Below are 13,784 nucleotides of genomic sequence, written 5' to 3'. Positions count from 1 at the left end.
AGGAGCTGTCCCATGGCTTTAAAGCTGAAGTTCACCGTGCTAGCGATCGGTCTGCTGCTGGGCGCCTGTAAAAGCGCCCCGATCAGCTTTCACACCCTGACACCGACGCAACCGATGACCGGCCGCGCCGGCTCGGAAATCACCATCGAAGGCATCAGCGTGCCGCCGCAGGTCGACCGGCCACAAATCGTGATCCGCCAAGGCAACAGCGGCCTGGCGATTCTCGAGACCGAATGGTGGGGCGCCAGCCTCAGCGACGAATTGCGCAGCGCACTGGTGGATCAGCTCAGTAATGCCGGCGGCCCACGCAAAACCTCGGTGCGCATCGATGTGCAACGCTTCGATTCGATTCCCGGGCAATACGGGCTGATCGACGTCAAATGGCGCCTGCGCCAGGCCAACACCGGCGACGACGCGCTGCTCGCCTGTCGCTCGCTGCTGCAAACCCCGTCCGGGCCGAGCATTGACGATCTGGTGGCGGCCCAGCAGAACAACGTCAAACGTCTGGCCGCGTTGATCAGCCAGGCGTCCGCCGGCTCACGCGGCTGCCCGCCCGCCTCCTGATCGAAACCGCACTGCCTACAAGTCGAAACGATCCACCGCGCGGCGCCGCTCGTTGTCGTCGCGCACGTCGTAGTTGGCGGTTGTCTGGATATTGCTGTGGTGGGCGAGCTTCTGGGCAATCGACAGGTCATGCTCCTCGATCACCCGGGTGATGAACGAACGCCGGAAATCATGGGGCATGATCTTCACCCCGACCTGGGTGCCGCGCTGGCGGGCGATGTAATAGATCGCGTGCTTGGTGATGCGCTCGCGGGTGATGTGGCTGCCACGGCGAATGCGGTTGAACAGAAACGCGTCGTCGCTCTCGCCCTCCTTGAGTTCCGAACGACGAAACTCCAGCCAGGCATTCAGTTTGGCGAACGCCCAGGCCGGCGCGTACTTGATCAGCTGTTTGTTGCCCTTGGCGGTGACACACAGGCTGCGCTCGCTGAAATCCACCTGATTCAGGTCCAGATCCACCGACTCCGACTTGCGCATGCCGGTGCCGTACAACAGTGCAATCACCGCCGCATCGCGCAAACCTTGTGGCCGTGGATCGGCGGCGCAGACTTCCATCAATTCATGAATCAGCGTGCGCTTCAAATTGCGCCCCTGAGACAGTCGTGTGCCGGCAATGCCTTTGACCGAGCGCATTTTCAATAGATGTTCCTGGCTGATCAGGCTCATGCGCCAGGCTTCATTCATTACACCGCGAATGGCGTTTACATACAGCGAAGAAGTGTTCGGTGCGTAGTTGTCCGCGCGCAATGCAGCGACTAGCGCAACGACGTCATCCGGTTGCAGCCCGTGCCAGGGAATGTCCTCAAGGTTCACGTCTTCGAACCCGAGGCGGTCGGCAGCGTCCTGCAACACGTAACGCATGGTCAGTTGGCTGGAGGGCGCCAGGCGCGCCAGATAAACAGTCAGCGGATTGCTGTTGGAGGGTGAGGATTCAGTACTCGACAAGTCAATCAAACGAAACGGCCTTGAATAAGAAACAGTTCAACAAAACAACTAAAAACGGCAACAAAACTTAAATAAGACGGGACACTTCTGTAGGACTTTTCTACTAAAAACGCCGATGAACGGAAGAAGTCTGAACGGTGGCTGTATAAGTTTCAGATAGACGATTCGCCAACCGCTTTTTCATGTTCCTTTCACAAAAACGCGCATAACCTTAATTGCATCCAGTGGGCCCCGAATGGCTCACAACGTGCCGTCCGGGGACGCAAAAGTCAATCGGGCATTCCCCGGGCGGTACTTCAAACCCTTGAAAACACGTGTTTTTCAGACAATTGGCTGAAGGATGGCTGTCGCCCCGAGGTTCTTATGAGTCAAGCGTTTCTCCCGTTTTCCCGTCCCAGTATCGGTGAAGAAGAAATTGCCGCCGTCGAACAAGTATTGCGTTCGGGCTGGATCACCACCGGGCCGAAGAATCAGTCATTGGAAGAACACTTCGGCAACTATGTCGGTAGTCGGCATGCCGTGGCACTTTCCTCCGCCACCGGTGCCATGCATGTAACTTTACTGGCGCTGGGAGTCGGCCCCGGCGATGAAGTCATCACCCCGTCGCAGACCTGGGTGTCCACCGCCAACATGATTTCCCTGCTCGGCGCCACGCCGGTGTTCGTCGATGTCGACCGCGACACCCTGATGACCGACGCCGCGCGCATCGAAGCCGCCATCACCCCGCGCACCAAAGCGATCATTCCCGTGCATTACGCCGGCGCTGCGTTCGATCTCGACCCGCTCTACGCGCTGGCCGACAAGCATGGCATCGCCGTGATCGAAGACGCCGCCCACGCCGCTGGCACCCGCTACAAGGGTCGTCACGTCGGCTCGCAAGGCACCGCGATCTTCTCGTTCCACGCGATCAAGAACATGACCTGCGCCGAAGGCGCGATGTTCGTCACCGATGATGAAGCCTTGGCCAACCGCGTGCGCATGCTCAAGTTCCATGGCCTCGGTGTCGATGCCTACGACCGCCTGACCCACGGCCGCAAACCCCAGGCCCAGGTGATCGAGCCCGGTTTCAAATACAACCTGGCCGACATCAACGCCGCGATTGCCCTGGTGCAACTCGAGCGCCTGGACGCAATCAACACCCGCCGCACCGAGCTGGCCACGCAATACCTGCAAAAACTCGAAGGCCTGCCGGTGCAACCGCTGGCGGTGCCTGCCTACGCGCAAACCCACGCCTGGCACCTGTTCATCCTGCGTATCGACAGCGAACGCTGCGGCATCGACCGCGAAACCTTCATGAAGGGTTTGCAGGAGCAAGGTATCGGCACCGGCATCCACTTCATCGCCACCCACCTGCACACCTGGTATCGCCAGCGTGATCCGCACCTGTCCCTGCCCGATACCGAGTGGAACTCGGCACGGCTGTGCTCGATTCCCTTGTTTCCCGACATGACCGACCAGGATCTGGACCGGGTCGTCGGGGCCATTGAACACCTGATGGGGAAACGCCCGTGAGACCTTATCCGATTCATTGCGTGTCGATCGTCATCCCGGTCTACAACGAAGAAGACAGCCTGCCGGAACTGCTGCGCCGTACCCAGGCCGCCTGCCAGCAACTGCATCATGATTACGAAATCGTGCTGGTCGACGACGGCAGCCGCGACGCCTCCGCGCAACTGCTCGAGGACGCTGCCTCGGTCGATGACAGCCCGTTTGTGGCCGTCATCCTCAACCGCAACTACGGCCAGCACGCGGCGATCATGGCCGGTTTCGAACAGTGCAAGGGCGACGTGGTGATCACTCTCGACGCCGATCTGCAGAACCCGCCGGAAGAAATCCCGCGCCTGGTGGCCGAGGCTGAAAAAGGCTTTGACGTGGTCGGCACCGTACGCGGCAATCGCCAGGATTCGGCGCTGCGTCGCTACCCCTCGAAACTGATCAACCTCGCCGTGCAGCGCTCCACCGGCGTCGCGATGAGCGACTACGGCTGCATGCTCCGCGCCTACCGCCGCACGATCATCGACGCGATGCTCGCCTGCCGCGAACGCAGCACGTTCATTCCGATCCTGGCCAACAGCTTCGCCCGCCACACCACGGAAATCACCGTGGCCCACGCCGAGCGCGAACACGGCGATTCGAAATACAGCCCGATGCGTTTGATCAACCTGATGTTCGACCTGATCACTTGCATGACCACCACGCCCCTGCGCCTGCTGAGCATCGTCGGTTTCGCCATGGCCGGGCTCGGCGTGCTGTTCGCGGCGGCGCTGATCTTCATGCGCCTGGCCTTTGGTGCCGGATGGGCCGGCGATGGCCTGTTCGTACTGTTCGCCGTGCTGTTCGTGTTCACTGGCGGCCAGTTCATCGGCATGGGCCTGCTCGGCGAATACCTGGGCCGCATGTACAGCGACGTGCGCGCTCGTCCACGTTTCTTCATTGAAAAAGTCCTGCGCGGCCATCCCGCCACGCCGGCCCCCGCCATCACCGTTGACGGCCTCACTTCCAACTCCACGTCCGATCAGGTTCTCTCATGAGCGCAAAAACCGTTGTCTTCGCTTACCACGATATTGGCTGCGCCGGCATTCAAGCCCTGCTCGACAGTGGCTATGACATTGCGGCGGTATTCACCCATGCCGATGATCCCAAGGAGAACACCTTCTACGCCTCGGTTGCACAACTGTGCGCCAACAAAGGCATCGCGGTTCACGCACCGGAAGACGCCAACCATCCGCTGTGGATCGAGCGGATCGCCAAGCTCGACCCGGATTACATCTTCTCGTTCTACTACCGCAACCTGCTGAGCGAGCCGCTGCTGGCGCTGGCCAAAAAAGGCGCGTTCAACCTGCACGGCTCCCTGCTGCCGCGCTACCGTGGCCGCGCTCCGGCCAACTGGGTACTGGTCAACGGCGAAACCGAAACCGGCGTCACCCTGCACCGCATGGTCAAGCGCGCCGACGCCGGCGCCATCCTCGCCCAGCAACGCGTGGCCATCGAACGCAGCGACACAGCGCTGAGCCTGCACGGCAAACTGCGGATCACCGCCAGCGACCTGCTGCGCGATGCACTGCCCGCGATGTTGCACGGCAAACTGCGGGAAACCCCGCAGGACGAATCCCAGGCCACGGTATTCGGCCGTCGCACCCCGGCGGACGGCAAACTGGTCTGGGCGCAACCGGCCGAGCAACTGTTCAACCTGGTGCGGGCCGTGACTCAGCCTTACCCCGGCGCCTTTTGCGCCGTGGGCGAGCACAAGCTGATCGTGTGGAGCGCCGACGTGGTCAAGGGCAACGAAGGCCAGGCGCCGGGCCGGGTCATCAGTGTCGATCCGCTGCGCATCGCCTGCGGTGAAGACTCGCTGGTGATCAACGCCGGCCAGCGCAACGACAACGGCCTGTACCTGAGCGGCCCGCAACTGGCCAATGAACTCGGCCTGGTGGACGGTTCGCTGCTGCGCGGTGCCGAGTCCGGTCGTGGCCCGCGTCGCACGCGGGTGCTGATCCTTGGCGTCAACGGCTTCATCGGCAACCATTTGTCCGAGCGCCTGCTGCGTGACGAGCGCTACGAAGTCTATGGCCTGGACATCGGCTCCGACGCCATCGACCGTCTGCGCAGCCATCCGCGTTTTCACTTCGTCGAAGGTGACATCAGCATTCACTCGGAGTGGATCGAGTACCACATCAAGAAATGCGACGTGGTCCTGCCGCTGGTGGCCATCGCCACACCGATCGAATACACGCGCAATCCGCTGCGGGTGTTCGAGCTCGACTTCGAAGAAAACCTGAAACTGGTGCGCTACTGCGTCAAATACAACAAGCGCGTGATCTTCCCGTCGACCTCGGAAGTCTATGGCATGTGCCAGGACAAGCACTTTGACGAGGACCGCTCGAACCTGATCGTCGGCCCGATCAACAAGCAGCGCTGGATCTACTCGGTGTCCAAGCAACTGCTGGACCGGGTGATCTGGGCCTACGGCGCCAAGGGCCTGAACTTCACCCTGTTCCGTCCCTTCAACTGGATGGGCCCACGCCTGGATCGCCTCGATTCGGCGCGCATCGGTAGCTCGCGCGCCATCACCCAGTTGATCCTCAATCTGGTGGAAGGCACGCCGATTCGTCTGTTCGACGGCGGCGAGCAGAAACGCTGCTTCACCGACATCGCCGATGGCGTCGAGGCGCTGGCGCGGATCATCGATAACGACAACGACGTCTGCAACGGCCAGATCATCAACATCGGCAACCCGGACAACGAAGCGAGCATTCGCCAGTTGGGCGAAGAACTGCTGCGCCAGTTCGAGGCTCATCCGCTGCGTTCCAACTTCCCGCCGTTCGCCGGTTTCCGCGACGTGGAAAGCAAGGCGTTCTACGGCGCCGGTTACCAGGACGTCGAGCACCGCAAACCAAGCATCGCCAACGCCAAGCGCCTGCTGGACTGGACGCCGACCGTGGAAATGCGCGAGACCATCGGCAACACGCTGGATTTCTTCCTGCGTGAGGCCATGGCCGAAATCGAGAGCAAGCGTTGATGCAGGCCGGTTTGCGCATCGACGTCGACACCTTTCGCGGCACCCGTGAAGGCGTGCCGCGCTTGCTGGAAATCCTCGATGAAGCGCAGATCAAGGCGACGTTTTTCTTCAGTGTCGGCCCGGACAACATGGGCCGGCACCTGTGGCGCCTGATCCGCCCGCAGTTCCTGTGGAAGATGCTGCGCTCAAACGCCGCCGGCCTGTACGGCTGGGACATCCTGCTGGCGGGCACGGCCTGGCCGGGCAAGCCGATCGGCCGCGACCTGGGGCACCTGATGCGTCAGGCCCGGGCCGCCGGCCACGAAGTCGGTCTGCACGCCTGGGATCACCACGGTTGGCAGGTCAATGCCGGGCGCTGGAGCGATGCGCAACTGGTCGAGCAGATCCGTCAGGGCGTCGACACCTTGAGCGACATCCTCGGCGAAAAGGTCACGTGTTCGGCCGCCGCCGGTTGGCGTGCGGACGAACGTGTGATCGAGGCCAAACAGGCCTTCGGCTTTCGCTACAACAGCGATTGCCGTGGGCAACGGCTGTTTCGCCCATTGCTGTCTGACGGCTCGGTCGGTGCGCCGCAGATTCCGGTGGACCTGCCGACCTTCGATGAAGTGGTCGGGCCGAGCGTGGCGGCGAAGGATTTCAACGCCTTCATCCTCGACCGGTTCCGCCCGGACAACCTCAACGTCTACACCATTCACGCCGAAGTAGAAGGGATTCTGATGGCCGATGATTTTCGTCGACTGCTGGCCGAGGCACGCCAGCAAAACATTCACTTCCAACCGTTGGGCGATTTGCTGCCCGAGTTTCTCAACACCTTGCCCGTTGGCCGCGTGCACCGCGGAGCCCTCGAAGGCCGTGAAGGCTGGCTGGGAGTGCAAGGCGCATGAGCAAACGCTGGGCATTGCCGCTGTTGCTGGGGATTTTCCTGCTGGCCTATCTGTTGCCGTTGGGCAGCCACGGTTTGTGGATTCCCGATGAAACCCGTTATGCGCAAATCAGCCAGGAAATGCTGCTGAGCGGCAACTGGGTATCGCCGCATTTCATGAACCTGCGTTACTTCGAAAAACCGGCAGCCGGTTACTGGATGATCGCCCTCGGGCAGGCCGTGTTCGGCCAGAACCTGTTCGGCGTGCGGTTTGCCTCGGCCCTGAGCACCGGGTTGAGCGTGCTGCTGTGCTTCCTCATCGCCCGCCGTTTGTGGAACGACCCGCGCAAAAGCTTCGTCTGCGCCCTGCTCTACATGAGTTTCGTCATCGTCGCCGGCCAGGCCGGTTACGCCAACCTCGATCCGCAATTCACCTTCTGGGTCAACCTGAGTCTGGTGGCGCTGTGGTTTGCCCTCGACAGCCGTTCCAATGGTCAGCGGATCGCCGGCTGGGCGGTGCTGGGTCTGGCCTGCGGCATGGGGTTCATGACCAAGGGTTTTCTCGCCTGGTTGCTGCCGGTGCTGATCGCGTTGCCGTGGATGCTCTGGCAAAAACGCTGGAAGGAATTGCTGCTGTACGGCCCGGTGGCCATCGCGGTGGCGATCATCGTCAGCCTGCCGTGGATGCTGGCGGTGCACGGTCAGGAACCGGATTACTGGCGGTTCTTCTTCTGGCACGAGCACATCCGCCGCTTTGCCGGGGACGATGCCCAGCATGACGCGCCGTGGTGGTTCTATCTGCCGCTGCTGGTGGCGTTCAGTTTGCCGTGGGTCGGGATGCTACCGGTAGCGTTGAAGCAAGCGTGGCAGACCCGCCGCGAAACCGGCATCGCGTTTCTAGGCCTGTGGCTGTTGATGCCGCTGCTGTTCTTCAGCCTGAGCAACGGCAAGCTGCCGACCTACATCCTGCCGTGCCTGCTGCCGCTGGCGTTGCTGCTGGGCCACGCGCTGGCCGATCGCTTGCGTCTGGAGCAAGGCCGGGCGCTGGGCCTCAATGGTCTACTGAATCTGTTGCTGGGCATCGTCACGCTGATCGGGCTGGTTTACGTGCAGCTCAAGCGTCCGCTGTACGACCACGAATTGCACAGTCTGGTGCTGGTGTTCATCGCCCTGACCGGCTGGATCATCAGCAACCTGCTGCAAGCCTTCCGTCCGTTGCAATGCTGGGCGGCGCCGGCGGTGGGCAGTCTGCTGCTGATCGCATTGCTGCCGGCGGCACTGCCCAAATCGGTGGTGGCGAACAAGATGCCGGACCAGTTCGTCCTCGCCCACCAAGCGGAACTGGCGAGCGCCGCTCACCTGTTGAGCAACGACCTGGGCGCCGCGTCGGCCCTGTCCTGGCGCCTCAAACGCCCGCAGGTGGCGCTGTACAACACGATAGGCGAATTGAAATATGGCCTTGCCTATCCTGACGGCATCCAACAACGGGTCGATCCCGATCAGGTGCAGCAGTGGATGCGCCAAGCCCGCAAGACCGGTTCGGTCGGCGTGGTGATGCGGGTCAAGGGGCAAGACGAACTGGACGAACTCGACAGACTGCCCAAGGACGGCGTTCGTTATGAGCAGGGCAACCTGGTGATCATGATCCTGCCGCAGGAGGCGTCATGAGCCTGTGGTTGCTGCTGCTCGCCTGCCTGCTGACCTGCCTGGGCCAGGTCGCGCAGAAATTTGCCGTCGAGAGCTGGCGCGGCGCGAGCCTGTCGTGGTCGAGCAAATTGCGCTCGCCGTGGCTATGGCTGGCCCTGCTCGCCCTCGGCGCGGGCCTGCTGGTGTGGCTGCTGGTGTTGCAGCGCCTGCCGGTCAGCATCGCCTATCCGATGCTCAGCCTCAATTTCGTGATCATCACCCTGATCGCTCGCTTCGTATTCAGGGAGCCCGTCGACGCTCAGCACTGGTTCGGTGTGGTGCTGGTGATTGGTGGCGTGGCGCTGCTGGGGCAACAGTCATGAACCGGTGCCGTGGAATCTTCTTCGCCCTGGCCAGCGTGCTGCTGGTCAGCGTGGCGCAACTGAGCATGCGCTGGAGCATGACGCGCCTGCCCCGGCCGGATCAGTGGCTGGCCCTGCCCAGTGTCGACTCAGTCGCGCTGGTCGTGGTGCTGGCGGCGATCTTCGCCTATGCGCTGTCGATGCTCTGCTGGCTCGCCGCCCTGCGCGATCTGCCGCTGGGCCGGGCCTATTCGCTGCTGAGTATCAGCTACGCGCTGGTGTACCTGCTGGCGGCCAGTCTGCCGCTGTTCAACGAATCCTTCAGTTTCTCCAAATCACTGGGCGTGGCGCTGGTCATGCTCGGGGTCATCACCATCAACACTCGTCCGGCCCGTGCGCCCGAATTGAGGAGTTCGCCATGAAAATCACAGTGTTTGGTAGCGGTTATGTCGGCCTGGTGCAGGCCGCCGTGCTGGCCGAGGTCGGCCATGACGTGGTGTGCATGGACATCGACGAGAAAAAAGTCGAGCTGCTGCGCCAGGGTCATGTCAGCATCTTCGAGCCGGGGCTGGCCAGTCTGGTCCGCGAAGGCCTGGACGCCGGACGCCTGCAATTCACCTGCGATGAAAAACTCGCGGTGCAGCACGGCAAGGTCGCGTTCATTGCCGTTGGCACCCCGTCCAAAGAAGACGGCTCGGCCGATCTGCGTTACGTGCTGTCGGTGGGTGACGCGGTGGCCCGGCACCGTGAACAGCCACTGATTCTGGTGGAGAAATCCACCGTACCCGTCGGCACCGGCGACACCCTGCGCACGCACCTGGACAAAGCCCTGGTCAAGGCCGGGCGCCTGCTGCAGTTCGATATCGTGTCCAACCCGGAATTTCTCAAGGAAGGCTCGGCGGTCGCCGATTGCCGCCGGCCGGACCGGATCGTCATCGGTTGCGAGCGCGAAGAAGTGCGCGACGTGATGCGCGACCTGTACTCGCCGTTCAACCGCAACCACGACCGCATCATGTTCATGGACCTGCGCAGCGCCGAGCTGACCAAGTACGCCGCCAACTGCATGTTGGCGACCAAGATCAGCTTCATCAACCAGATCGCCGAACTGGCCGAACACCTGGGCGCGGATATCGAGTCGGTGCGCCAGGGCATCGGCGCCGACAGCCGTATCGGCTATCACTTCATCTACCCCGGTTGCGGTTACGGCGGTTCGTGCTTTCCCAAGGACATGCGCGCGCTGATTCACAGCGCCGAAGAGGCGCACTGCTCCAGCGACTTGCTGCAAGCGGTGGAAGCGATCAACCAGCGGCAAAAACACAAATTGTTCGAGCGCATCAACGCGTTCTACAAGGGCGAACTGCGCGGCAAAACCTTCGCCCTGTGGGGCCTGGCGTTCAAGCCGAACACCGACGACATGCGTGATGCGCCGAGCCGGGTCCTGCTCGAATCGCTGTGGGCCGCCGGCGCCAATGTGCGCGCGTTCGATCCGGAAGCGATGCAGGAAACCCAGCATCTGTACCCGGACGAATCGAAACTGATGCTGATGGGCACCCCGGAATCGGTACTTGCCGGTTCCGACGCGCTGATCATCTGCACCGAATGGCAGCAGTTCAAGGCGCCGGATTTCGACCTGATCCAGCAACGCCTCAAGGCTCCGGTGATCTTCGACGGCCGCAACCTGTACGACGCCGAACGCCTGGCCCGCAACGGCTTCCATTACTTCCCGATGGGCCGTGGCGAATCGCGCACCCTGCCGATTCCGTTGCAGCAATGGCCGCACGCTTCGGACGTGGCTTGATCGCGCTGTCTCCCGCCCGGCGCCGGCAGTCCCTGATCGCAGGGCTGCTGGCGTTTCTGCTGTTCATCGCCGGCGTGTACGGGCAGGCACCCATCGGTTTCGACTCGCGCTTCGTGTTGTTCGCCCAGGAAATGCTGCGCCACGGGCCCAGTGTATTTCCCACCACTTACGGTGAGCCGTACGCCGATTATTCGGCGCTGTCGACGCTGTTCATCTGGCTGTTGTCGTTGCCGTTCGGGACGGTCAACAGCTTGACGGCGTGGCTGCCGAGCGCTTTCGCCGGCGCGGTGATCGTGACGTTGATGTATCGCTTGCTCGCGCCCTCATCCGTGCGTTGGGCGGTGGTGAGCATCGCATTGCTGATGCTCACCAGCACCTTCATCACCGAGACTCGGGCGGTGTCGCAGGACCTGATGCTCGCCGCCGTGGCGTTTTCGGTGTTCTACCTCGGCTATGCCCACGACCATTTCGCTGCCGGTCGGCGCTGGCCGCTGGTGTTCCTTCTGTTGCTGCTGGGGTTCGGCATTCGGGGGCCGATCGGGCTGGTGGTGCCGAGCGGCATGCTCTGCAGTTACTACCTGCTGGATCGCCAGTGGTCGCGTCTGTTGACCTTCGGCGTGCTGGCTTCGCTGCTGCTGGCGGCCTGCGTGGGGCTGCTGTTGTGGCTGGCGGAGGTCAGCGGCGGGCCGGCGTTTCGGCAGGACGTGATCCGCATGCAGTTCATGGGGCGCATGGACGGCAGCGAAGGCGTCAGCGGTTCGCTGTATTACTTCACCAGTTCTCTGGGCAACTATGCGCTGGCGTATCCGCTGGCCTTGCTCGCGCTGGCGGCGGTGTGGCTGAGCAAGCCCCGGCAACGCGGCCCGGCCTTGCGCCTGGTGCAGTATTGCGCCGCGGCGGGATTGATCGTGATGGTCGGGCTGTCGATTCCCCAGGCGAAAAAGGCCCGCTATCTGCTGCCGATGCTGCCCATGGCGGCGATTATTGCGGCGTATCCGTTTCAGGTGTTGCATGGTCGGGTGTTTGCCTGGCTGCGCGTCGGCATGCAGGGATTGTGGTTGTTGATTCCTGGATTGTTGATCGTCTTGTTGTGGGTGGCGCAGCGACGGTTTCCCGAGTCGTTGACCGATCTGACGCTGATAATGATCGTGCTGGCATTGCTGCAACTGGCCGCGTTGTCGCGGTTGTGGCTGTCGCGCTGGCGAACCGAAATCCTCGCATTCAGCGCTGTTTTGGCGGTCTGGTCGGCGTACGCGCTGGTGTTCGAGCCGGTGGAGCGCCAGCTGTATGACACGCGAACCTTCAGCCAGGCGGCACTCGCGCGGATCCACGAGCAACCCGCGCCGCTGGTGCTGCACCGCATGGGCAAGGACGCCAAGGCAATCAAGTTCATGGTCAACGTCGATCAGGATCTGCAACCGCTGTTCACTGAAACCGCGCAAGCGCTCGAAGCGCTCAAGGGACCGGCGTGGCTGATGATGGATCGCAGCGACTATCAGGCCCTGCAAGGCACGCCGCTCGCTGCGCTGCAACCGGTGCTGAGCGGGCGTTTCGACAAAAACGATTATGTGTTGCTGGGGCTGGCGCCTTAACCTGCGCGACGTGATTTCGACAGGGACCGCTGACTGATGACCTTTACCGTGCGACAGGCCCTTGCAGCCGATGCCATCGCCCTCCCCGCCATCGAGCGTTCGGCCGCCGCGCTGTTTGGCCTCGACCCATCACTGGCCTGGCTGGCAGATGCCGCCGTGCCCCAGGCCTCGGCGCATTTACCGGCCATTGAACAGGGCGCACTGTGGGTCGCGCAAAACAACGACGGGCAACTTGCAGGTTTTTTAAGGGCGGTGACTGTCGACCAACAGTTGCACATTGAGGAACTGTCCGTCAGCCAACACTTTCAGGGCCGGGGCGTCGGTCGCAAGTTGCTGTTGGCGGCGATTGAACAGGCGCGTCTGTGGCAACTTCGGGCGGTGACGCTGACGACGTTTCGCGATCTGCCGTGGAATGCGCCGTTCTATCAACGCATGGGTTTTGCGCTATTGAACGCCGACGACAGCGACGCACGTCTGAACCATGTATTGCGCGATGAAATCGCTCACGGATTGCCCGGCGAGCGACGTTGCGCCATGCGTCTGATCCTTACGCCGTCGCCTTGAGATCGACCCCCAGCGCCTGGGCGAACGCCTTGACCAACGGACTGCGCACGGTGTTGTGCCGCAGGATCAGATTGAACGGCGTGTCGAAGTGGATCAGCTCCGGGCACACCGCACGAAACTGCCCGGCGGCCACCAGCGTGGCAGCGTAATGCTGCGGCAGAAAGCCCACGAAACGCCCGGTCTTGATCAACAATGCCACCGCTTCGACCTGGGTCGCCGAGGCGGAAAAACTGTCGTAGCGGGCGAAGTTGAGCTTGTCGCGATGGATCGCGTAGCGGTGGTTGATGCACTCGTAATCCTGCAGCACGTTGCCGCCCATCTGCTCCGCCGGCATCTCGAACAACGGGTGGCCGACAGCGCAGTAAGCCTGCGAGCGTTCTTCATAGAGCGGGTAATAATCGAACTCTTCACGCTTTTGATAAACCGGGACTATTCCGGCAACTAAGCGACCCTCGACCACGCCTCTTTCTACTTCATCCAACTGAGTCGCCTGAAGTTGAAACCTTACTTTCGGTGAATGTTCATTTATCTTTTTAAGCGCGGCAACTAACGGCGAATTATTGTCGCTGATCGTATTATCGATCACCCCCACTCCTAGATCGCCGATAAGTTCGTTCTGTGCCGAACTAAGCCGGTCACGAAAGTTGTCGACCGAAGCAAACAGATCAATCGACGCCTGATACACCAGACGCCCTTCTTCGGTCAGGTGAAACCCTTCGCGCCCCCGGGTACACAGGCGCATGCCGATGCGGATTTCCAGGTCGGAGATCTGCTTGCTGATCGCGGCCAGGCCCACGTTCAGCTCGTTTTGCGCCGCGCTGAAGCCGCCGGCCTCGACCACCGCCTTGAACACCTTGAGCAGTTTGAAATCCAGTCCGCTGAGGGCCAAAGGTGCCCGGTGAGCGGTTTTGACCGGTGGGTTTCCGGAATTGGAAAGTGGGGTTTCCATAAT

At 62.0% G+C, this 13,784-nt stretch carries 13 protein-coding genes; 11 read left to right on the top strand and 2 right to left on the bottom strand.

Annotated elements, in window-relative coordinates; translation table 11 throughout:
- The first annotated feature begins 12 nt into the window (after positions 1-12).
- Positions 13-564, top strand: a complete 552-nt coding sequence (locus AC07Y2_RS00795) for a PqiC family protein (protein ID WP_103385225.1) — start codon at positions 13-15, stop codon at positions 562-564.
- Positions 565-579: 15 nt separating this feature from the next.
- Here the strand turns inward: AC07Y2_RS00795 and AC07Y2_RS00790 are convergent, their stop codons facing one another.
- A complete protein-coding gene (locus AC07Y2_RS00790) occupies positions 580-1,425 on the bottom strand; it encodes a site-specific integrase (protein WP_256586951.1) in 846 nt (281 codons plus the stop codon).
- A gap of 447 nt (positions 1,426-1,872) precedes the next feature.
- Here AC07Y2_RS00790 and arnB point away from each other — a divergent pair, with 447 nt between their 5' ends.
- Genes arnB through AC07Y2_RS00740 form a run of 10 tightly spaced genes read left to right on the top strand, consistent with a single transcriptional unit; the run spans position 1,873 to position 12,832 of the window.
- Positions 1,873-3,021 carry a UDP-4-amino-4-deoxy-L-arabinose aminotransferase gene (arnB, locus tag AC07Y2_RS00785; protein ID WP_103385224.1) on the top strand — a complete coding sequence of 383 codons (1,149 nt, stop codon included), beginning with the start codon at positions 1,873-1,875 and terminating at the stop codon, positions 3,019-3,021.
- Entirely contained in the window at positions 3,018-4,040 is a 1,023-nt protein-coding gene (arnC, locus tag AC07Y2_RS00780) for an undecaprenyl-phosphate 4-deoxy-4-formamido-L-arabinose transferase (protein ID WP_103385223.1), read from the top strand. The genes arnB and arnC overlap by 4 nt, the downstream gene beginning before the upstream one ends.
- The gene (gene arnA, locus AC07Y2_RS00775; protein WP_039768610.1) at positions 4,037-6,028 is read left to right on the top strand and encodes a bifunctional UDP-4-amino-4-deoxy-L-arabinose formyltransferase/UDP-glucuronic acid oxidase ArnA; all 1,992 of its coding nucleotides are present in this window, start codon (positions 4,037-4,039) and stop codon (positions 6,026-6,028) included. The genes arnC and arnA overlap by 4 nt, the downstream gene beginning before the upstream one ends.
- Entirely contained in the window at positions 6,028-6,912 is an 885-nt protein-coding gene (gene arnD / locus AC07Y2_RS00770) for a 4-deoxy-4-formamido-L-arabinose-phosphoundecaprenol deformylase (protein WP_103385222.1), read from the top strand. The genes arnA and arnD overlap by 1 nt, the downstream gene beginning before the upstream one ends.
- Positions 6,909-8,558, top strand: coding sequence for a lipid IV(A) 4-amino-4-deoxy-L-arabinosyltransferase (gene arnT / locus AC07Y2_RS00765; protein ID WP_103385221.1), 1,650 nt, complete (start codon positions 6,909-6,911; stop codon positions 8,556-8,558). The genes arnD and arnT overlap by 4 nt, the downstream gene beginning before the upstream one ends.
- Complete coding sequence (gene arnE / locus AC07Y2_RS00760) at positions 8,555-8,899, top strand: 4-amino-4-deoxy-L-arabinose-phosphoundecaprenol flippase subunit ArnE (RefSeq protein WP_103385220.1); 345 nt, start codon at positions 8,555-8,557, stop codon at positions 8,897-8,899. The genes arnT and arnE overlap by 4 nt, the downstream gene beginning before the upstream one ends.
- Positions 8,896-9,300, top strand: a complete 405-nt coding sequence (arnF, locus tag AC07Y2_RS00755; RefSeq protein WP_103385219.1) for a 4-amino-4-deoxy-L-arabinose-phosphoundecaprenol flippase subunit ArnF — start codon at positions 8,896-8,898, stop codon at positions 9,298-9,300. Before arnE ends, arnF begins: the two co-directional genes overlap by 4 nt.
- A complete protein-coding gene (locus AC07Y2_RS00750; RefSeq protein WP_103385218.1) occupies positions 9,297-10,676 on the top strand; it encodes a UDP-glucose dehydrogenase family protein in 1,380 nt (459 codons plus the stop codon). Before arnF ends, AC07Y2_RS00750 begins: the two co-directional genes overlap by 4 nt.
- The gene (locus tag AC07Y2_RS00745) at positions 10,649-12,268 is read left to right on the top strand and encodes an ArnT family glycosyltransferase (RefSeq protein ID WP_178082834.1); all 1,620 of its coding nucleotides are present in this window, start codon (positions 10,649-10,651) and stop codon (positions 12,266-12,268) included. Before AC07Y2_RS00750 ends, AC07Y2_RS00745 begins: the two co-directional genes overlap by 28 nt.
- A 36-nt stretch (positions 12,269-12,304) precedes the next feature.
- Positions 12,305-12,832: a GNAT family N-acetyltransferase gene (locus AC07Y2_RS00740; protein WP_103385217.1), complete on the top strand. Its 528-nt coding sequence runs from the start codon at positions 12,305-12,307 to the stop codon at positions 12,830-12,832.
- Here AC07Y2_RS00740 and AC07Y2_RS00735 read toward each other — a convergent pair.
- Positions 12,816-13,781 (bottom strand): LysR family transcriptional regulator, encoded by a 966-nt coding sequence (locus tag AC07Y2_RS00735; protein ID WP_074690519.1) that lies wholly within the window; start codon positions 13,779-13,781, stop codon positions 12,816-12,818. The genes AC07Y2_RS00740 and AC07Y2_RS00735 overlap by 17 nt on opposite strands.
- Positions 13,782-13,784: the final 3 nt, after the last annotated feature.

The sequence above is a fragment of the Pseudomonas sp. GW456-12-1-14-TSB6 genome (assembly GCF_059424205.1).
The sequence above is the reverse complement of the archived record's forward strand: the minus strand, read 5'-3'. Positions and strand labels throughout refer to the sequence as shown.

Coding starts and splice junctions, on each gene's coding strand:
- AC07Y2_RS00795 (WP_103385225.1), top strand. CDS start 13: ATGGCTTTAAAGCTGAAGTTCACCGTGCTAGCGATCGGTCTGCTGCTG.
- AC07Y2_RS00790 (WP_256586951.1), bottom strand. CDS start 1,425: ATGCGTTACGTGTTGCAGGACGCTGCCGACCGCCTCGGGTTCGAAGAC.
- arnB (WP_103385224.1), top strand. CDS start 1,873: ATGAGTCAAGCGTTTCTCCCGTTTTCCCGTCCCAGTATCGGTGAAGAA.
- arnA (WP_039768610.1), top strand. CDS start 4,037: ATGAGCGCAAAAACCGTTGTCTTCGCTTACCACGATATTGGCTGCGCC.
- arnD (WP_103385222.1), top strand. CDS start 6,028: ATGCAGGCCGGTTTGCGCATCGACGTCGACACCTTTCGCGGCACCCGT.
- arnT (WP_103385221.1), top strand. CDS start 6,909: ATGAGCAAACGCTGGGCATTGCCGCTGTTGCTGGGGATTTTCCTGCTG.
- arnE (WP_103385220.1), top strand. CDS start 8,555: ATGAGCCTGTGGTTGCTGCTGCTCGCCTGCCTGCTGACCTGCCTGGGC.
- arnF (WP_103385219.1), top strand. CDS start 8,896: ATGAACCGGTGCCGTGGAATCTTCTTCGCCCTGGCCAGCGTGCTGCTG.
- AC07Y2_RS00750 (WP_103385218.1), top strand. CDS start 9,297: ATGAAAATCACAGTGTTTGGTAGCGGTTATGTCGGCCTGGTGCAGGCC.
- AC07Y2_RS00745 (WP_178082834.1), top strand. CDS start 10,649: ATGGCCGCACGCTTCGGACGTGGCTTGATCGCGCTGTCTCCCGCCCGG.
- AC07Y2_RS00740 (WP_103385217.1), top strand. CDS start 12,305: ATGACCTTTACCGTGCGACAGGCCCTTGCAGCCGATGCCATCGCCCTC.
- AC07Y2_RS00735 (WP_074690519.1), bottom strand. CDS start 13,781: ATGGAAACCCCACTTTCCAATTCCGGAAACCCACCGGTCAAAACCGCT.